Origin of the sequence: Herbaspirillum huttiense (assembly GCF_004367745.1) — a bacterium.
In the GTDB taxonomy this organism is placed as follows: domain Bacteria; phylum Pseudomonadota; class Gammaproteobacteria; order Burkholderiales; family Burkholderiaceae_D; genus Herbaspirillum; species Herbaspirillum huttiense.
This window is the reverse complement of sequence record NZ_CP037993.1, coordinates 253,149-272,572: the sequence shown is the minus strand read 5'-3', so window position 1 is coordinate 272,572 and position 19,424 is coordinate 253,149. Positions and strand designations below refer to the sequence as shown.

The window sequence follows — 19,424 nt, the reverse complement described above, 5'->3', positions numbered from 1 at the left end:
AAAAAGTCTCAAGCGTCCTTTCCGAGCGTGATGATGTGAATTACCGTGCGATACAAGAGGAAGGCTGCACCATACGCCGCCCGCTTGTACCAGGGCACGTGCAGGAAGTCCGACAGGTGCACCACCCGCCCCCCGGCCGCACCGGCTTCGATCTCCTGGCGCAGGTAAGCGGCGAATGCCGGATCCTGCACCACCACGTTGGCTTCCTGATTGACGAACAGCGAGAGGCCGTCATAGTTGCTCGATCCCACGGTGGCCCATTTGTCATCCACCACGGCCACCTTGGCGTGCAGTTCCGTATGGGTGTATTCGATGATGCGCACGCCCGCGCGCAGGAGCTTGGGATAGAAGGAATGCGCCACCGCATCCTGCATCACGAACTGTCCCACGCCCAGCAGCAAGGTCACCTTCACTCCGCGCATGGCGGCTTCTTCCAGCGCACGGCGCATCTTGCGGCCCGGCGCGAAATAGGGATTGGCGAGGAAGGCGGTCTCGCGCGCACGCCCCAGCGCCTGCAGATAGGCGCGCTGGATGGTGCGCCGGTTGCGGAAATTGTCGCGCACCACCAGCGCGGCCTGGGTCTGGTCATGCACAGGACCCGGATGGCCATGGCGCAGGCGCTTGAAGTTGCGCCAGCGCGCCTTCAGTTTCATGCGCCCCACACGCAGCCATTGCGCCTGCACTTCACGATAGATGTCCTGCACCAGCGGCCCGAGCACGCTCACGGCGAAATCCCAGCGCGGTGCGGGCAGCGCGGTGATGTGGTCACGGTCGGAGACCATGTCGTCATTGATGTTGAGCCCGCCAACGAAAGCCACCTGCCGATCCACCACGCACAGCTTCCGATGGCTGCGCGCCACGCCGCGCCGGAACCAGGGATTGAAGGAGCGATGCTGCACCCCGGCCGCCGTCAGGGCAAGGCGCAATTTGTTAGTATTTTCGCGTCCGGTGCCGAGCCAGTCATTGATGACATAGACCACAACGCCGCGTCCGGCGGCTCTTTGCAGGGCTTCGCAGACCAGCATCCCCGTATCGTCGAGCGAAAAAATATAAGTTTCCAGATAGATCTCGACGCGTGCCGCGTCGATGGCGCTGATCAGGGCGGGATAGAACCCCGCGCCACTGTGCAGCAGCGCAATCTGGTTGCCGTCAGTAAAGGTGAGGTGGCGCAAGATCAGGCCAGCTGCAGTTCGGTCACGATCGGGGCATGGTCCGACAGGCGCGCCCAGGGGCCATCCTTGAGGACCTCCGCCATTTCCACGCGGAAACCTCGCACATAGATGCGGTCCAATCGCAGCCACGGCATCATGGCCGGAAAAGTCCGTGCCGGGCGGATCGGTGCCGACAAGCCACCGAGTCGGCGCAAGCCATGCATCACGCCGCGCGCATTGGGCTGCGGCTGATCGAACACTTCGGTCACGCCCAGGTTCTGGTACAACGTGCGGCTCAACTGGTTGGTCCAGTCATTGAAATCACCGGCAATCAGCAAGGGCGCATCCGGCGGCGAGGAGGTGCTCACGGCCTGGATCAGCGCATCGATCTGGCGCCGACGGCCCCCTGCGAACAGCCCCAGGTGAATCACGTAGCAATGCACCTCCACCCCTTCGATGGGCACCACGCAATGCAGAATGCCACGTGACTCATAGGCATGGTCCGACACATCCTGGTTGCGGATGGAAGCGATTTCAAAACGCGAAATGAGCGCATTGCCATGATGGCCATGGTCATACACGGCATTCATGCCGTAGGCGGCGTGGTGGGTATCACCGGCAAGATATTCATGCTGCCCCTGCTGCGGCCAGTTGGAGGCGTGGCGCAGGGCGTTGAGGTCGTGGCGGCCCTGCACTTCCTGCAGGAACAGGATGTCCGGATCCAGTTGTGCCAGCGCCTGCTTCAGCGCCAGGATGCGCGGGCGGCCGGCAAAGGAGGTCACGCCCTTGTGGATGTTGTATGTGGCAACGCGCAGCTTCATCGATGCAACCTTTCTCTTGTTCTTGTCCGGTGGCGGTCCCGCGCAAGACGCTGGCTAGGTCGCCAGATAGCGCGGCAACTGCAGGATCGCTTCCGCATTGGAGGGCGAGAAACAGCGGTCGGCCGCCTCGCGATACGGCAGCCAGACATGACGGGTGTGCTCGCGCGGGGCCAGCGTCACCGGAATATCACGGGGCACCAGCAAGCCAAAGACATGTTCGGTGTTTCTCGTCACGCCCGGCGCATAGCGGTGCCGCCAGACCGGATAGATGTCATAGATGTTGGAAAGTTGCCAGTCGCGCAGATGCGCGCGAGGCACGCGGTTTCCGCCGTCCTGCAAGGAGTCTACGCCGGTGTCGGCCACCACGATGCCGGTTTCTTCCTCCACCTCGCGTCGGGCGGTCTCCGACAAGGGCTCATCAAGGGCATCCTTGGAACCGGTCACCGATTGCCAGAAGCCGGGCTGGTCGGCCCGTTCGATCAACAACACGTATTGATCGGCGCTGTGGATCACCACCAGCACCGATTCGGGAATCTTGTAGGGCTTGGCTTGCGTCATGGGCCTGTCCGTGATGCGGGAAAGGCTCCATTGTATCGGGACGGCAGCGTTTCAGAGCAGCGAGGCTTCGCTCTCGGCCACCAGCCAGCTGCGAAAGGCCCGTGCCGCTGCATGCTCGATGCGGTCGCGCGGCCACACCGCATAATAACCGCCGCCCAAGCTGGCATTGGCTTCACAGGCGCGCACCAGCAGCCCTTGTTCCATGCAGGCGTCGATCATGTGACGCCAGGCCAGCACGATACCCTGCCCTTCCATGGCCAGTTGCAACAGCACCGGATATTGGTTCGACAGTATCTGCTGTTCGATGCGCACATCGTCCACCCCGTTGTGCGCCAGCCAGTTCTGCCAGGACATCCACTGACGCTGCCCGTCCTCCAGCATCAGCAGGGTCTCCTGCGGCAGGTCGGCAGGGGCCAGCGTGCGGCCCTTCAGATAGGCCGGGGAGCAGACCGGGAACACTTCCTCGTCATACAGGCGGCGCACCGCCAGGCCCGAGGGCGGGCCATCGCGCAGAAAGTAGATGCCCATGTCGAAATCGGTTTCGGACAGCTGGGCCAGGCTGTCATTGACCACCAGGCGCAGGTGGCAATCCGGATGCTGGGCGCGAAACCGCGCCAGGCGAGGTGTCAGCCACAGCACCGCCACCCCCTGCGAACAGGCCACCGTCAGTTCCTGATGGCCCTTGCGCTTCATGATGTCTTCAGTGGCTTCAGCGCAATCGACCAGCAGGCGCTGCACCAGCGCGGCATAGCGCTGGCCGCTCACCGTCAGGCGCAACGCGCGCGGCTCGCGCAGGAACAGCTTCTTGCCGAGAAAGCGCTCCAGCTGGGCGATCTGGCGGCTGATGGCGCTTTGCGTGAGGTGCAGTTCAGCCGCCGCGCGGGTGAAGCTGCCATGGCGCATGGCCGCCTCGAAGGCGATCAGCGAAGGTAATGGGGGAAGGGGCGATATACGCATGGTCGGCGCTCCGGCTCGAAAGGTCTCATCCAGGTCGAGATGGTAGAGCGAAAAGCATGCCCGCCGCAGCTTTCCCATGAGGTGCGGAAAGCTGCGGCGCAAACGACGCAGTGCCGGCGATCAGCGGCTGCGGTGGATGTGGCCGGATTGCATGACCAGCGACAGGTGTTCACCCTGGCCGGTCAGCAGCGTGATGTCTTGCAGCGGATTGCCGTCGACCACGATCAGGTCGGCCAGCGCACCGGCGCGCACGGTGCCCAATTCGCCTTCGCGCTGCAGGATCGCAGCGGCAATCGAGGTGGCCGAGCGGATGGTTTCCAGGTTGCCCAGGATCTCGGCGCGGATCAGGAATTCGGTCGATTGATCCTGATGCATCTCGCCCAGCAGGTCCGAGCCGAAGCCCATCTGCACGCCGTGCTCGGCATAGATGCGCAGCGAGTCACGGCCGGCCTGGCGCACCGATTCGATCTTGGCCACCGAATCCGGCGGCAGGCCCAGGCGCGCGCCATCACGGGCCAGCGAATCGTAGGTGACCAGCGTGGGCACCACGAAGGCACCGTGCTCGCGCATCACGCGTGCGGCCTCGGCATCGACCAGGTTGCCGTGCTCGATGGTGCGCACGCCGCAGCGCACGGCACGGGCAATGGCGCGGCCGGTGTAGGCATGCGCCATCACGTAGGTCTGCGCGGCTTCGGCTTCGGCCACGATGGCGCGGATTTCATCTTCGCTGTATTGGGTATTGCCGATGGGGTCGGTCGGCGAAGCGACGCCGCCCGAGGCCATGATCTTGATCTGGGTTGCGCCCTTCTGCAATTCTTCGCGGGCAGCCAGCCGCACGGCATCCACACCATCGGCCACGCGCGCAATGGCACCGGCGCGGAAGGCGCAGGAGCACGGCTCCAGCACATCGGAACGCGGCCGGAAATCGCCATGGCCACCAGTCTGCGACAGCGCCTTGCCCGAGGGGAAGATGCGCGGTCCCGGTACCAGGCCGATGGCGATGGCTTGCGCCAGGCCCCAGTCGGCACCACCGGCATCACGCACGCTGGTGAAGCCGCGATTCAACATGGCTTCGACGATGGGCAAGGCGCGAATCGAAGTCAGCGAGCCGGGTTGCAAGGCATTCAGGCCCAGGTTGGCCAGCGAGGCCAGCACGTGCACGTGGCAATCGATCAGGCCGGGCATGACGGTCTTGCCGGTGACGTCGATCACGCGTGCGCCGCTCACCTCCAGCGGGGTGGCGGAGACATCGATGATGCGGTCTTTTTCAATCAGGACATCATGGCGCGGGAACAGGCTGCCCAGGGCCGGGTCGAGGACGTTGCCGCCCTTCAGGAGAATCTTGGTCATGGCGAATTTCAGTGTTGTTGCAGGTACTGCGGCTCACGCACGAAGCGGGTGCCGACGAAGCTGATGGCAGCGGCGATCATCACGTAGAAGGCCGGGGCCATGTTGTTGCCGGTGGCAGCGATCAGCCAGGTGATGAAGAAGGAAGCAAAGCCGCCGAAGATGGTCACGGCCAGGTTGTAGGCCACCGACAGGCCGGTGGAAAGCACCTTGGCCGGGAACAGTTCGGAGAAGGCCGCCAGGATGGGGCCGGTATAGGCCGCAATCAGGGTGCCGAAGACCAGCTGGAAGATCAGCAGCGTGGACAGGCTGGGCGCGCTGTTGATGTAAGCGAACATGGGATAGGCCAGCAGCAGGATCAGCGCGGCGGCACCGGAGAGCAACGGACGGCGTCCGATGCGGTCAGCCAGGCGGCCGACGATGGGGGCCAGCACCATGATGCAGAGTCCACCGACCATGCCGGCGATGAAGCCGGTGGTCTGCGGCAGCTTCAGGACCTTGACCGAGTAGGTCGGCATGTAGAACAGCAGCACATAGGTACAGACCGTCCACAGGATCACCATCGAAAAGCTGGCCGAAGTCTCGCGCGGGAAGTTGCGGATCACTTCCTTCAAGGGCGAATCGGTCTTGTCCTTTTCTTCCAGGAAGGTCGGGGTTTCTTCGAGGTGATTGCGGATGTAGTAACCCACCGGGCCGATGATGATGCCCAGCAGGAAGGGCAGTCGCCAGCCCCAGCTGGCCAGCGCCTGCGGATCCAGGCTGGTGGTGACGAAGGTACCGACGGCTGCACCCAGCAGCACGGCCACGCCGATGCTGGCCTGGATCCAGCTGGAGTAATAGGCGCGTTCACGCTCGGGCGCATATTCGGTCAGGAAGGCAGTTGCGCTGCCCATTTCGCCGCCGGCCGAGAAGCCTTGCAGCAGGCGCGCCACGACGATGATGAGCGGGGCGAACAGGCCCACGCTCTCGTAGGTCGGTGCCAGGCCGATCATGGTGGTGCCCACCGCCATGAGCAGGATGGTGACTGACAGCGCCGCCTTGCGGCCCACGCGGTCGGCGTAGATGCCGAGCAAGATGCCGCCCACCGGGCGCATGAAGAAGCCGACACCGAAGGTGGCCACCGCCAGCAGCAGGGAGGTCAGGTCGTTACCGGTCGGGAAGAACAGCTTGGCAATGATCACCGCGAAGAAACTGTAGACGGTGAAATCGAACCATTCGAGACCATTGCCGATCACGGTGGCAATGATCGCGCGGCGGCGCTGGTGATTGGTCACCACCGGAATCCCGCCGGCTGGTAATGTCGTTGCTTGCATGCTCTCCCCTCATGTCAGACGTTGATATGCGGCCGATAATAGGGTCAGCGGGTGACGGGCGGAAATGATATCTGTGCATGCCGCCATGCTCTGTGCGCATGCATGCGTAAATGATTTGGCGATTTTTCGCCTTAAATTTTTATATTGTTTATATCGTTTAGGAATCCGCTGCCGGAATGAAAAAAGCGCGTGCATTTCTGCACGCGCTTCTTGTTGCTGCCCTCATCGATTCATCAACCCCATCGATGAATCGATACGGAGCTGAATGTCGAATCGATGAATCGATCAGGCCTTCACTGCCGGCTCGGTATTGCGCAGGCGGATGTGCAGCTCGCGCAGCTGCTTCTCGTCCACTTCCGACGGGGCATGGGTCAGCAGGCACTGGGCGCGCTGGGTCTTGGGGAAGGCGATCACGTCGCGGATCGATTCGGCACCGGCCATCATGGTGACCAGACGGTCCAGGCCGAAGGCGATACCGCCGTGCGGGGGCGCGCCGTATTGCAGGGCGTCCAGCAGGAAGCCGAACTTCAGGCGGGCTTCTTCGTCATCGATCTTCAGGGCGCGGAACACCTTGCTCTGCACGTCGGCGCGGTGGATACGGACCGAACCGCCGCCCAGTTCCCAGCCGTTCAGGACCATGTCGTAGGCCTTGGCGATGGCCGCACCCGGGTTGGTCGAGATGAAGTCTTCGTGGCCATCCTTGGGCGAGGTGAACGGGTGGTGCAGGGCGACCCAGCGCTGGCCGTCTTCGTCGTATTCGAACATGGGGAAGTCGACCACCCACAGCGGACGCCATGCGTCGTCGAACAGGCCGTTCTTCTTGCCGAATTCGCTGTGGCCGATCTTCACGCGCAGCGCGCCGATGGCATCGTTGACCACCTTGGCCTTGTCGGCACCGAAGAAGATCAGGTCGCCGTCTTGTGCGCCGGTCTTTTCCAGGATGGCGTTCAGGGCCGCATCGTGGATGTTCTTGACGATGGGCGACTGCAGGCCGTCACGGCCCTTGGCCTTTTCATTGACCTTGATGTAGGCCAGGCCCTTGGCGCCGTAGATGGCGACGAACTGGGTGTAGGCGTCGATTTCCGAACGCGGCATTTCAGCACCGCCCGGCACGCGCAGGCCGACCACGCGGCCGCCTTCGCTGTTGGCAGCGCCCGAGAAGACCTTGAAGTCCACGTCCTTCATGACATCGGTCAGCTCGGTGAATTCGAGCTTGACGCGCATGTCCGGCTTGTCCGAACCATACATGCCCATGGCGGTGGCGAAGTCCATCACCGGGAACGGGTTCGGCAGGTCGATGTCCAGCGCGTTCTTGAAGACCAGGCGGATCATGCCTTCGAACAGGTCACGGATTTCCTGTTCGTTCAGGAAGGAGGTTTCGCAGTCGATCTGGGTGAATTCCGGCTGGCGGTCAGCACGCAGATCTTCGTCGCGGAAGCACTTGGTGATCTGGTAGTAGCGGTCGAAGTTGGCCACCATCAGCAGCTGCTTGAACAGCTGCGGCGATTGCGGCAGGGCGAAGAATTCACCGGCGTTCACGCGCGAGGGCACCAGGTAATCGCGTGCGCCTTCCGGGGTGGACTTGGTCAGCATCGGGGTTTCGATGTCGATGAAGCCTTGTGCATCCAGGAACTTGCGTACTTCCATGGCGACCTTGTAGCGCAGGCGCAGGTTGTTCTGCATCTGCGGACGGCGCAGGTCCAGCACGCGGTGGGTCAGGCGGGTGGTCTCCGACAGGCTGTCGTCATCGAGCTGGAACGGGGGCGTCACCGACGGGTTCAACACTTCCAGTTCGTGGCACAGCACTTCGATCTTGCCCGACTTCAGGTTGGCGTTGGTGGTGCCTTCCGGACGGTTGCGCACCAGGCCGGTGATGCGCAGGCAGAACTCGTTGCGCACCGATTCGGCATTCTTGAAGACATCCGCGCGATCCGGGTCGCAGACCACCTGGACCAGGCCTTCGCGGTCGCGCAGGTCGATGAAGATCACGCCGCCGTGATCGCGGCGACGGTGCACCCAGCCGCACAGGCTGACGGTTTGGCCGAGCAGTGCCTCGGTAGTGAGGCCACAGTATTGGGTTCGCATGGACATGGTTGTGATTCCGTTGACAGTGTTCTTGTTGGATTTCAGAGAAGACGCTAAGGGCGAAGGCGGGGCTGGCCGGGCAGCGGACTGCCGGCCGCCCCCTCAATTCTTCGGCGCCGCCGCGTCGGTGATGATCTTCTTGTCGGTGACCATCTCGGGGGCGACCACGCCCATGGAGACGATGTACTTCAGGGCTGCATCCACCGACATGTCGAGCTCGATGGCATCGGCACGCGGCAGCATCAGGAAGAAACCGGAAGTCGGGTTGGGGGTGGTAGGGACATACACGCTGATGAAGTCACCCTGCAGGTGGTTCTTGACCTCGCCACCGGGCGCGCCGGTCAGGAAGGCGATGGTCCACGAACCCTGGCGCGGGTACTGGATCAGCACGGCCTTGCGGAAGGCGTTGCCGGAGGGCGAGAACAGCGTATCGGAGACCTGCTTGACGCTGGAATAGATCGACTTCACCACCGGAATGCGGGTCAGCAGGCCTTCCCACAGCAGCACCAGGCGGCGGCCGATGAAATTGCGCGCGGCCAGGCCGGTGAGGAAGACGATCAGCAGCGTCAGGATCGCGCCCAGGCCGGGAATGTTGTGGCCCAGCCAGTGCGCCGGCCGCCAGGCCTCCGGCAGCAGCAGCAGCGACTGGTCCATGGTACTGATGATCAGGTTCAGTACCCACAGCGTGATCGCCAGGGGGACCAGGATCAGCAGACCCGTAATGAAGTATTTGCGCATGGGGGAAAGGAAGGCCTCGTTAGCTGGCGCTGGGGGTGGACGCTGCCGCAGGGGCAGCCGCCGCCGGTGCCGGTGCGGGCGCAGCGGCCGGAGCAGCTGCAGCAGCAGGTGCATCGGCAGGCTCAGCGGGGGCGTCAGCTGAGCCGGCAATGCCGGTGCCATTGGCACCCTTGCTGTTGGCCGTGCCGCTGCCATTGCCCCGGAAATCGGTCACGTACCAGCCCGAACCCTTCAACTGGAAGCCGGCCGCAGTCAGCTGCTTCCGGAAGCTGTCCTTGTTGCAGGAGGGGCAAACGGTCAACGCATCGTCAGAGATCTTCTGCAAGACATCCTTGGCAAAACCACACGCTTCGCAGCGATACGCATAAATGGGCATGACAAACTCCGCAAAAAACTTCCAAAACCCTGAATTATAAAGGCTTTTGGCGGAGTTTTAGTGAACCTGCCCGCGCAGGCGATGCGCTGGCGCGACGGCTCGGGCCTCGCACCAGGCAAAGATTTGCTTTTTGGAAAGTTTATTCACCACCCTGCCCTGCCGGTGGCCTGCTCCCGTCTTATCCCTCAACAGGGGCGGCGCGGCTGCTGCGCAGGGTGTCAAGAAATTCACGACACCACCAATGCACGTCGAACTGGCGGATGTTCTCCATCAGTGCGGCATGGCGCTCGCGCCGCTCGCCCTGCGACATCTGCAGGGCCTGCTGGATCACCTGGGCGGCACCGTGGGTGTCGTAGGGATTGATGATGAGCGCCTGTTTCATCTGCTCGGCCGCCCCGGCAAAGCGCGACAACACCAATACACCCGGATCGTCCGGGTCCTGGGAGGCGACGAATTCCTTGGCCACCAGGTTCATGCCGTCACGTAGCGGCGTGACCAGGGCCACCGCGCAGGCACGGTACAAACCCGGCAGGCGGCGGCGCGCCACGGTACGGTGGATGTAGCGGATCGGCATCCAGTCGAAGTCGCCGAAGTCGCCGTTGATGGAGCCGCACAGGCTTTCCAGCTCGCGCTGGATGTCGCCGTAGGCTTCCACGTCTTCACGGCTGGGCGAGGCGATCTGCAGCAAGGTGGCGCTGTGGCGATTTTCCGGATACAGGCGCAGCAGCTCGCGGAAGGCGCGGATGCGCTGCGGCAGGCCCTTGGAATAATCCAGCCGGTCCACGCCGATCAGCAAGCGCCGGCGTGAGTACTCGGCCTTGGTGCTTTCATAAGTATCGCGCGCTTCCTTGGCCTGGCCCAGGCGCTGGAATTCGGCCACGTCGATGCCGATCGGGAAGGCATTGGCATGCACCGTGCGGTTGAAGGCGCGGAACTGGTTCGGGCCGACCGGCTCGGCGGTCGCTTCGGCCTGCACGTACTGGGCGAAGTGCTGCAGGTCGGCGTGATTCTGGAAGCCCACCAGGTCATAGGCAAACAGTGCGCGCATGAGCCATTCATGCGAAGGGATGGCAGTCAGGATGGGCGGCGGCGGCAGCGGGATGTGCAGGAAGAAGCCGATGCGCGCCTCGCAGCCCATGGCGCGCAGTTCGGCGGCCAGCGGGATGAGGTGGTAATCGTGGATCCAGACGATGTCATCGCGCTTCAACAGCGGAAACAATTTACGCGCGAAGAGCTGATTGACCCGGCGATAACCGCCCAGGTGACCCGCCTCGAAATGCGCCAGGTCCAGCCGATAGTGGAAGACCGGCCACAGCACGCCATTGGCGTAGCCGCGATAGTAGGCGTCATGGTCTTCCTGCGACAGATCGAGTTCGGCCAGGGTGACCGGGCCGGCCTGGTTGACGCGCAGCTCGCCCTCGCCGGGCGTGCCGTTCTCGACCACCTTGCCGCTCCAGCCGAACCAGAGTCCGCCAGTCTTCTTGAGGGTCTCGCCAAGCGCGACGGCCAGCCCGCCGGCAGCCGGCTTGCGGGGATCGGCGAGGCGATTGGAAACGACGACGAGTCTGCCCATCAGATCACCGCCTCCCATGACGCCGACAGGCGCATCGCACAGTTGATGATGCCCACCATCGAATAGGTCTGCGGGAAGTTGCCCCACATCTGGCGCGTGACCGGATGCGTATCCTCGGACAGCAGGCCCAGGTGGTTGCGGGCATCCAGCATGGCCTGGAAGATCTCGCGCGCCTGCTCCTTGCGGCCGATGCGCGCCAGCGCGTCGATGCGCCAGAAGGTGCAGATGTTGAAGGCAGTCTCGGGACGGCCGAAATCATCCGGGGCTTCGTAGCGGCGCATGTAGGGGCCGTCGCAGAGCGATTTCTCCAGCGCTTCCACGGTGGAGATGAAGCGCGGATCGGTGGGCGAGATCAGGCCCACTTCCACCATCAGCAGCACGCTGGCATCGAGGTCGCGTCCGCCGAAGCTTTCGGCATAGGCCTGGCGCTGTTCATTCCAGGCTTCGGTGAGGATGCGGTCGCCGATTTCCTTGGCACGGTCGCCCCAGTAGCGGGCGCGCTCGGGCAGGTCCACGCGGGCGGCGATCTTGGCCAGGCGGTCGCAGGCGGCCCAGCTCATGAGCGCCGACGAGGTATGGATGCGCGAGCGGGTACGCAGCTCCCACATGCCGGCATCGGGCTGGTTGTAGACTTCATAAGCACGTTCACCCACGGCTTCCAGATGCTGGAAGTGTTCGGCCCCTGCGCGATGGTGCAGGCGCATGTCGTGGAAGGCCTGCGCCGCACCCAGCACGATGTTGCCGTAGACGTCGTGCTGGAAATGTTCATACGCCTGATTGCCCACGCGCACCGGCTGGTGATGCTGGTAGCCCGGCAGGTGATCCAGGATCTGCTCGGGCAGCGCTTCTTCCAGGCCGATACCGTACAGGGGCTGCACGTGGCCGCCGCCGGAGCGCACCACCACATTGGTCAGCCAGCGCAGGTAGTCTTCCATGGTGCCCAGCTCGGAGAGACTGTTGAGGGCACGCACCACGAAGAAAGCGTCACGCAGCCAGCAATAACGGTAGTCCCAGTTTCGCTGGCTGCCCGGTGCTTCGGGCACGCTGGTGGTCATGGCGGCGATGATCGCGCCCGTATCTTCATACACCGATAATTTCAGCGTAATGGCGGCGCGGATGACGGCATCCTGCCACTCCAGCGGCGTAGCCAGGGCGCGGCTCCAGTTGCGCCAGTAGGCGGTGGTTTCCTGCTCGAAATCTCGGGCGGTATCGTTGATGCCGCCATGCAGGGTTTCGTCCGGACCAAGGATGAAGTTGTAGGGGCGGCTGACCACGAAGGCGGTCTCGTCGACGATGTAGCTGATGGGCGCATCGGTATTGAGGCGCAGGGTCTGCTCCTGGCCGACATAGCGGATGTGGTTGCTGCCGCGCGTCTGCGGCGGCACTTCGCGGCCCCAGTCGAACTTGGGACGCAGCACCACGCGCATGCGCGGCGCGCCCGAGAGCGGATGGATGCGGCGTACCAGCTGCAGCGGCCGGAAGAAGCGGCCGCGGCTCTGAAAGCGCGGTGCCAGGTCAGTGATCTCGATGCCCTGGCCCAGCGTGTCGTACAGGCGGGTGCGCAGCACGGCGGTATTGGGTTCATACCACTGCTCGCTGTGGGAAAAATTCTCCAGCTGGAAGGCCCACAGTGCCCCGCTGTCGGTAGGGTCGAGCAGCGCATTGAAGACCGGGTCGCCATCGAAACGTGGCAGACAGCACCAGACGATGCGGCCCATCTTGTCCACCAAGGCCGAGAAGGCGCAATTGCCGATCACGCCCAGTTCCAGCGAGGAGGTCGAGGGCATGTCGTGCGCCTGGGCGGCCAGGTGCGGTTGTTCGGAATGCTGCGTCTGGGAGTGGGGTTGCGGTTGCGCTTCTTGATGCGGATCGGGGCTGGGCTGGCTCATGGTTCCTCGTGCTCTGTTCTGTGGGTCAGATTTCTTGATGGAAGGCGATGTGCTGCGGGGCCGGCAAACAGGCCGGTACGAAGGCTATCCGGGGGTGCTGCGTACCTCCACGCTCTGGCGCAGCAGGTCCAGCACGGCGGCTGGATCGGCCAGGCGTTGCAGGGCCTGGCTGGGGCCGGCGCCGATCTTGATGCCAAATCCGCCGAAGACTTCACCTTGGGCGATGGCAAAGCCGGCTTCATCGGTCACGTCATCGCCGATGAAGACCGGACGGCGGCCCCGGAACGGGGCCTCATGCAGAAAAGCGGCGACGGCGTCGCCCTTGTTGATGTGCGGCTTGGCTTCCACCACCATCTTGCCGTGCAGCAAGGTGAAGCCCGGTTCATGGCGCAGCGCGTCCATCATGGTCTCCACGCAGCGCTGTTCCAGATGGGCGGCGTGGCGGTAATGCAGGGCCAGTGCGCCGCGCTTGAGTTCCAGCTGCAGGCCGGGATGCGACTCCACCAGCGGCAGCAGGCGCTCGCGCAGGTGATGCACGTCCGGCACCGGTTGCTGCAGGATGCGGCCATCGGCCGTGCGCCGCTCGGCACCATGCACACCGGCCGCAGGCAGGCGCAGCGGGGCCAGGAAGAAATCCAGTTGATCGAGCGGACGGCCGCTGACGATGGCCAGCGCGCCGTCCGATTCTTGCTGGATGCGCTGCAGGAGCGTGATCAGCTCCGGCGGCACCACGATCTCTTCAGGCTGGGGCGCCAGGTCGACCAGGGTGCCGTCGAAGTCCAGAAACAACGCATCGGCAGCGACATCGTAGGGGCGAATGTGCTCAGTCATGCCATTTCAGGTTGATGGAAAGCAAATAAGTTCCGGGTGGCCCTCGAATTATTGTCAAATAAATATCGAATAAGTTCGAAAACCCGGGCGTTGGAATTGCTTTGACAGCACCTGGCCCAGCAGTTCTGGCGGCTTCCCCAAAAAGACGAAACGGCCGCGCGGCAAGGCCGGGCGACCGTTTCAATCAGGCAAGAGGGATCAGGACTGGACGCTGCCCTCGGCGGGCACCGCCACCATGGGCGGCACCGGGGCCAGCACCTGGGGCAGGAGTGAACCGGCCACCATGCCACCGATGGAGAACAGCAGGCCGGCCAGTTGCGGCGGCCACAGGCCGTCCGGGGCGGCATATTCCAGCGTGATCCAGGAGACCAGGCCCAGCACCATGGCTATCAGTGCGCCCTGACGGGTGGCGCGCTGCCAGTAGACGCCGAAGGCCAGCGGCACGAAGGCCGCCACCAAGGTCACCTTGTAAGCGTTCTCGACCATTTCATAGATGCTGGACTGGCTGTTCAGGGCCAGCGTGGTCACGCCTACCGTGAAGACCAGCACCACTGCGCGCATCGAGAACAGGAATTCACGGTCGCTTTTCCACGGGCGAATTTCCTTGAGGACGTTCTCGGTGAAGGTCACCGACGGTGCCAGCAGGGTCGCGCTGGCGCAACTCTTGATGGCCGACAGCAGCGCGCCGAAGAACATGACTTGGGCGAACACCGGCATCTTTTCCATGATGAGGGTCGGCAGCACCAGCTGGGAATCGGTTTCCAGCAGGCGCGAGACCATCGCCGGGTCGATCAGCGTAGCGGAATAGGCCAGGAAGATGGGGATGAAGACGAAGAAGAAATAGATCACGCCACCCAGCACCGAGGCGTTGCGCGCCACATTCTCGTTCTTGGAGGACATGACGCGCTGGAACACGTCCTGCTGTGGAATCGAGCCCAGCATCATGGTGATCCAGGCGGCAAAGAACCACAGCACGTCTTTCAGTTCAGCGGCCGGCCAGAAGTTGAACTTGCCGGCCTCGGCGGCGTGCGCAATCACCACCCCCGGACCGCCGACCATACCCGAAACTTCATACCCGATATAAAGCATGCCGACCACCACGATGATCATCTGCAGGAAGTCGGTGATGGCCACGGCCCACATGCCGCCCATCAGGGTATAGATGAGCACGCTGCCGGCACCGATGATCATGCCCCAGTGCATGGGAATGTAGCCACCCGAGACGACGTTGAAGACCAGTCCCAGCGCCTTGATCTGCGCCGCCACCCAGCCCAGATAGGAGATGACGATGCAGATCGTCACCAGCATTTCGGCGGCACGGCCGAAGCGCTTCTTGTAGTAGTCGCCGATGGTCAGCAGGTTCATGCGGTACAGCTTCTTGGCGAAGAACACGCCCACCAGGATCAGGCACAGCGACGAGCCGAAGGGATCGGCCACGATGCCGCCCAGGCCGTCCTTGAGGAAGGTCGAGGACACGCCGAGCACCGCCTCGGAGCCAAACCAGGTCGCAAAGACGGTCGCGGTCACCACCGACATCGGCAGCGAGCGGCCGGCGACGGCATAGTCCTTCGAACTCTTCACGTAGCGGGTGGCATACAGGCCGATGCCGACCGAGATGACCCAGTAGAGGACGACGAACCAGAGCAGTGCATTCATGCCTTTTTCCTTGGAGGGGGGGGTAAGAAAAACGCGCATTATAGCGGCAACTTCCTCGCGCAAAGCCGCTTGCGGCAAGACTTTTCATCTGTCGCCAGCGGGCCACAGCCGTGCTGGCCGCTCGCTGCGGACTGGTCTGTCGGCAAGCAAGAAATGCTCCCGCTCGCACGGGCGGGCCTTCAGGAATTTGTCGGGGGAGATGAAGCGGGAGTGAAGCAGCCTGCGCCACCTGAAGCGGCAGCGCAGGAGAGGGAGGGATCAGGCACCTTCGTTGTTGCGCTCGTAGGAGGGGCAGCCGTTCTTGCCCCACTTGCCGTCGCACAGCTTCCACAGGCAGCTCTCGCGCGCAAAGACGGACAAGGTGCTGCATTGCTTGACCTGCTCGGCCAGGGTCGGCACGGGCTGCACTTCCACCACTTCCGGCACCGGCACCACGGCCTGGGCACGCTCCGCCTTGGCGCGGGCGTTGGCCAGCTGGGCCTCGGCTTCGCGGCGACGCTGTTCGCGCAGCGCCAGGGCGGCATCCTCGCGGCGATGACGGGCTTCGGCGGCGGCGCGTTTCTGCGCCAGTTGCCGGGCCTTGTCGTCGGCTTCCTGCTGCAGCTGGGCGATCACTTCGGGGCCGGGGGCAGCATCGCTGGCGGCCGGCTCGGCATGGTCCAGGCTGGCGGGCGGCGCCACGGCGTCCACCGGGGCCGCCTTGGACAGCGACGGCAATTGCTGCATCACCGGCTTGAGCGAGCGTTGCGGCCATTGCGCCCCCACCCACAGAGCGACGCCGATGATGGCCAGTGTCAGCAGCGAGACCAGCAAGGCCCCACGGGTCGACGCGCGCGGCTCCGGTTCGCTGCGCGGACCACGCGGACCAAGGCGAGTCTGGGCTGCGGGCTCTTCCTGCGTCGCCGGTGCCGCGGCCGTGTCTTCATACGGCAGGCTGGCGGTGCCAGCCGAGGTGGCCACCGCCGCCGTGACGGCGGCTGCGGCAACAGCGGCAGCCGTGATGTGCGAGGCCCGGACTTCCAGTTCCTCTTCGCTGAGGTCAGGCTGCACGGACGCAGCGCGCGCCGGTGCCGGCGACTGGCTGGCGTGACTGGACTGACTGCTGTGTATGAGCTGGCCGGACGGATCGCCATGGCCGGCCTGCGCCACGCCCTCGCTGGCGACGCGACGGTCGCGATCTCCCTCTGACCGTTCCAGAACTTGCATTGGAATTCCCCTGTATTACGCTAGCGACCACCGTCCCGGTGGCCCTGATGTGCTCCCTCACGTCCGTGAATGCTTGCCAGGTCTCGCGTTGCGGGCAGCTCTGCCCCCAGGCATGTTCTGATGCTTCGATTGTTTTTCGGACGGATGGCTATTTTGCGCCGAAATTTCTGAAAGGCAAAACAAAAATGCGGCTCTGCAAAAAATATCTGCAGCCAAGCCAGGCGGGACTTGCCGGGCTATCAATAATCGCGCCCGGAATGATGCACAAAAGGAAACGGCAGCCCCGTTTCCGGGACTGCCGCTTGGCAGACTGACAATGCCCCCCTCAGTCCACGATCTTTTCCAGCGCGAACAGGTCGGCCGGATTTTCACGGGCACGGACCAGGTGAACCTGGCTACCATCGACCAGTACTTCGGCCGCACGGCCACGGGTGTTGTAGTTGGAGGCCATGGTCATGCCGTAGGCACCGGCCGACATCAGGGCCAGCAGGTCGCCCTCGTGGATGGCCAGTTCGCGCGAGCGGGCCAGCCAGTCGCCGGATTCACACACCGGACCGACCACGTCGTAGATGCGGGGCTGGCCGGCGTCTTCCTTCACGGTCTGGACGCCATGCCAGGCTTCGTACATCGCCGGGCGCATCAGATCGTTCATGGCGGCATCGACCACGGCGAAGTTCTTTTCTTCACCATGCTTGAGGTATTGCACCTCGGTCAGCAGCAAGCCGGCATTGCCGACCACCGAGCGGCCCGGCTCGAACATGACCTGGATCGGGCGGCCGTCGTACTTCTTGGCGCGCCAGGCGTCGACGCGGGCGAACACGCGCGCCAGGTAGTCGCCGATGGCCACCGGTTGCTCGTCGTCGTAGCGGATGCCGATGCCGCCACCGATGTCGAGGTGGTGAATGGGGATGCCTTCGGCTTCCAGCGCGTCGACCATGTCGATGATCTTGTCCAGTGCTTCCAGCAGCGGCGAGTCGTCCAGCAGCTGCGAGCCGATGTGGCAGTCGATGCCGACCACGTCGATGTTGGGCAGGGCAGCGGCGGCGCGATAGCAGTTCAGCGCGTCTTCATAGGCCACGCCGAACTTGTTTTCCTTCAGGCCGGTAGAAATGTAGGGATGGGTCTTGGCATCCACGTTGGGATTGACGCGCAGCGAGATGCGGGCGCGCTTGCCGAGCGCGCCGGCCACTTCATTCAGGCGCGCCACTTCGGGAATGGATTCCACGTTGAAGCAGAGGATGTCATGTTCCAGCGCCAGCGTCATCTCGTCGCGGCCCTTGCCCACGCCCGAGAAGATCACCTTGCGCGCATCGCCGCCGGCGGCCACCACGCGCAGCAGCTCGCCACCGGAGACGATGTCGAAGCCCGAGCCCAGCTTTCCCAGCAGGTTCAGCACCGCCAGGTTGGAATTGGACTTGACCGAGTAGCACACCAGTGCGCCACCCTTGCCGCCCTGGTCACGGCCGGCCGCGCGGCAGGCATCGGCATAGGCCGAGAAATTCTGCACCAGCGCCGACTTGGAATAAACGTAGAGCGGGGTGCCGAACTGATCGGCCAAGGCTTGCAGGGAGACGTCTTCGGCGTGCAGCGCGCCGTTGCGATAGGAAAAGTGGGACATGGGAATCCGGAAAAGTCAGCGGAGAAAGGCAATCGGTGGAATCATCCGGCGCAGTCCCCGCCCTCATTACCGGGGGACCGGCCGCAGTACAGCCCGATGTTTCAGCCAGGCATCATCGTTTGGGAGCGTCGGCGGCGGGGGTGTCGCCGGAGGCTTTGGCCTCACCCTCCTGGGTGCCTGCCTTGTCCTGGGCCGCTGCCGGCGTGGCGGGCTGGGTGCGCACGAAGGGATCAGGCGGGACCTTGGGCATGTACAGCGGCCCTTTCTGGCCACAGCCGGCCAGCATCAGGACGGCGGCGCACAACGCCAGGGAAGCTGCACAACGGACGGGAGAATGGGGTGACTTCACGATAAAATGACGGATTACATCGAAATCTTAGAATGACTTGGAGTGTAGCATGACCGAATCGGAATTCCTGGACCTGGCTGACGCCACCCTCAACGCCATCGAGACGGCCCTGGAAGACGCCTGCGACGCCAGCGACCTGGATGTGGAATGCAGCCGCAGCGGCAACGTGCTGGAAATCGAGTGCGTGGACAATGGCTCCAAGATCATCATCAACAGCCAGGCCCCCATGCAGGAAATGTGGCTGGCCGCGCGTTCCGGCGGCTTCCACTACAAGTTCGACGGCAGCCACTGGCTCAACACCCGCGATGGCACCGAGCTTTACGCCACGCTGTCGGAAGTGGTCAGCAGCCAGGCGGGCGTTCCCGTCACCATCAAGCCCTGAGCCAGTGCGGCGCCGGCCTGCGCGTCCTGCCGCCGCAGCGGCGGTGCGCCTGAACCTGCGCCCTGCCGGCTTGCACCGTCCACAACAATAAGACTGCAGCATTCATGCGTCGATCTCTCCGACATCCTGCCTTCCTGTTCCTGCAGCGCGGCCTGGCGCGCCTGCGCTGGATCCTGGCGCTGACCGTATTGGCCGTGGCGGCCGCCCTGCTGCTGCCACCGCTGGTGACGCGCTTCAACCACGACCACAGCCCGCAAGCTCTGGCCGCCGAGAAGGACATGCAAGCCATCGCCGCCGGGCTGGAACGCTATCGCCAGGACAATGGCCGCTATCCCAGCGCCGCCCAAGGCCTGCTGGCCCTGGTGATCAAGCCGACCCGGGCGCCCGTACCGGGCAACTGGCCCATCGGCGGCTACGTGGATCGCCTGCCGCGCGATCCCTGGGGCAATTCCTATCAGTACGGTGCCGATGACGACGGCACCAGCTACGAACTCTATTCCTTCGGCCAGGCCGGCCCGGACGGCGGTGCCGACGGCGAGCAGGTCATCCGCCAGCATTGAGGAGACCGATCAGG

Annotated in this window: 18 protein-coding genes; 2 read left to right on the top strand and 16 right to left on the bottom strand. The window is 63.9% G+C overall.

Annotated elements, in window-relative coordinates:
* Positions 1–8: 8 nt before the first annotated feature.
* From E2K99_RS01300 to lptM, 16 genes are all read right to left on the bottom strand, one after another.
* Positions 9–1,172, bottom strand: a complete 1,164-nt coding sequence (locus E2K99_RS01300) for a phospholipase D-like domain-containing protein (RefSeq protein ID WP_134221088.1) — start codon at positions 1,170–1,172, stop codon at positions 9–11.
* A gap of 2 nt (positions 1,173–1,174) precedes the next feature.
* Positions 1,175–1,972, bottom strand: a complete 798-nt coding sequence (locus E2K99_RS01295; protein WP_039785241.1) for an endonuclease/exonuclease/phosphatase family protein — start codon at positions 1,970–1,972, stop codon at positions 1,175–1,177.
* 54 nt (positions 1,973–2,026) lie between these two features.
* Positions 2,027–2,530 (bottom strand): dihydroneopterin triphosphate diphosphatase, encoded by a 504-nt coding sequence (gene nudB, locus E2K99_RS01290; RefSeq protein WP_121043062.1) that lies wholly within the window; start codon positions 2,528–2,530, stop codon positions 2,027–2,029.
* A gap of 51 nt (positions 2,531–2,581) precedes the next feature.
* On the bottom strand, positions 2,582–3,487 hold the full coding sequence (locus E2K99_RS01285; protein WP_134221087.1) for a LysR substrate-binding domain-containing protein: 906 nt from the start codon (positions 3,485–3,487) through the stop codon (positions 2,582–2,584).
* A gap of 120 nt (positions 3,488–3,607) precedes the next feature.
* Positions 3,608–4,837, bottom strand: coding sequence for a metal-dependent hydrolase family protein (locus E2K99_RS01280; RefSeq protein ID WP_134221086.1), 1,230 nt, complete (start codon positions 4,835–4,837; stop codon positions 3,608–3,610).
* 8 nt (positions 4,838–4,845) lie between these two features.
* Positions 4,846–6,147 carry an MFS transporter gene (locus tag E2K99_RS01275; protein WP_134221085.1) on the bottom strand — a complete coding sequence of 434 codons (1,302 nt, stop codon included), beginning with the start codon at positions 6,145–6,147 and terminating at the stop codon, positions 4,846–4,848.
* A gap of 285 nt (positions 6,148–6,432) precedes the next feature.
* On the bottom strand, positions 6,433–8,238 hold the full coding sequence (aspS, locus tag E2K99_RS01270; protein WP_017451842.1) for an aspartate--tRNA ligase: 1,806 nt from the start codon (positions 8,236–8,238) through the stop codon (positions 6,433–6,435).
* A gap of 96 nt (positions 8,239–8,334) precedes the next feature.
* Positions 8,335–8,970, bottom strand: coding sequence for a DUF502 domain-containing protein (locus tag E2K99_RS01265; RefSeq protein WP_034329425.1), 636 nt, complete (start codon positions 8,968–8,970; stop codon positions 8,335–8,337).
* 19 nt (positions 8,971–8,989) lie between these two features.
* A complete protein-coding gene (locus tag E2K99_RS01260) occupies positions 8,990–9,346 on the bottom strand; it encodes an FmdB family zinc ribbon protein (RefSeq protein WP_134221084.1) in 357 nt (118 codons plus the stop codon).
* A 178-nt stretch (positions 9,347–9,524) separates the two neighbouring features.
* On the bottom strand, positions 9,525–10,919 hold the full coding sequence (gene otsA / locus E2K99_RS01255) for an alpha,alpha-trehalose-phosphate synthase (UDP-forming) (RefSeq protein ID WP_039785232.1): 1,395 nt from the start codon (positions 10,917–10,919) through the stop codon (positions 9,525–9,527).
* Positions 10,919–12,808 (bottom strand): glycoside hydrolase family 15 protein, encoded by a 1,890-nt coding sequence (locus tag E2K99_RS01250; RefSeq protein ID WP_134221083.1) that lies wholly within the window; start codon positions 12,806–12,808, stop codon positions 10,919–10,921. Before E2K99_RS01250 ends, otsA begins: the two co-directional genes overlap by 1 nt.
* Before the next feature lie 84 nt (positions 12,809–12,892).
* On the bottom strand, positions 12,893–13,639 hold the full coding sequence (gene otsB / locus E2K99_RS01245) for a trehalose-phosphatase (protein WP_034329435.1): 747 nt from the start codon (positions 13,637–13,639) through the stop codon (positions 12,893–12,895).
* A gap of 198 nt (positions 13,640–13,837) precedes the next feature.
* On the bottom strand, positions 13,838–15,295 hold the full coding sequence (locus E2K99_RS01240) for a high affinity choline transporter 1 (RefSeq protein WP_134221082.1): 1,458 nt from the start codon (positions 15,293–15,295) through the stop codon (positions 13,838–13,840).
* A 258-nt stretch (positions 15,296–15,553) separates the two neighbouring features.
* Complete coding sequence (locus E2K99_RS01235; RefSeq protein ID WP_134221081.1) at positions 15,554–16,501, bottom strand: phage tail protein; 948 nt, start codon at positions 16,499–16,501, stop codon at positions 15,554–15,556.
* A 325-nt stretch (positions 16,502–16,826) separates the two neighbouring features.
* Positions 16,827–18,119 (bottom strand): diaminopimelate decarboxylase, encoded by a 1,293-nt coding sequence (gene lysA / locus E2K99_RS01230; RefSeq protein ID WP_134221080.1) that lies wholly within the window; start codon positions 18,117–18,119, stop codon positions 16,827–16,829.
* Positions 18,120–18,231: 112 nt separating this feature from the next.
* Positions 18,232–18,468, bottom strand: a complete 237-nt coding sequence (gene lptM, locus E2K99_RS01225) for an LPS translocon maturation chaperone LptM (RefSeq protein ID WP_134221079.1) — start codon at positions 18,466–18,468, stop codon at positions 18,232–18,234.
* 49 nt (positions 18,469–18,517) lie between these two features.
* Between lptM and cyaY the strand changes: the two genes are divergently transcribed.
* Positions 18,518–18,850 carry an iron donor protein CyaY gene (gene cyaY / locus E2K99_RS01220; RefSeq protein ID WP_034331871.1) on the top strand — a complete coding sequence of 111 codons (333 nt, stop codon included), beginning with the start codon at positions 18,518–18,520 and terminating at the stop codon, positions 18,848–18,850.
* A 104-nt stretch (positions 18,851–18,954) separates the two neighbouring features.
* Positions 18,955–19,410: a type II secretion system major pseudopilin GspG gene (gene gspG, locus E2K99_RS01215; RefSeq protein WP_034331869.1), complete on the top strand. Its 456-nt coding sequence runs from the start codon at positions 18,955–18,957 to the stop codon at positions 19,408–19,410.
* Positions 19,411–19,424 lie beyond the last annotated feature (14 nt).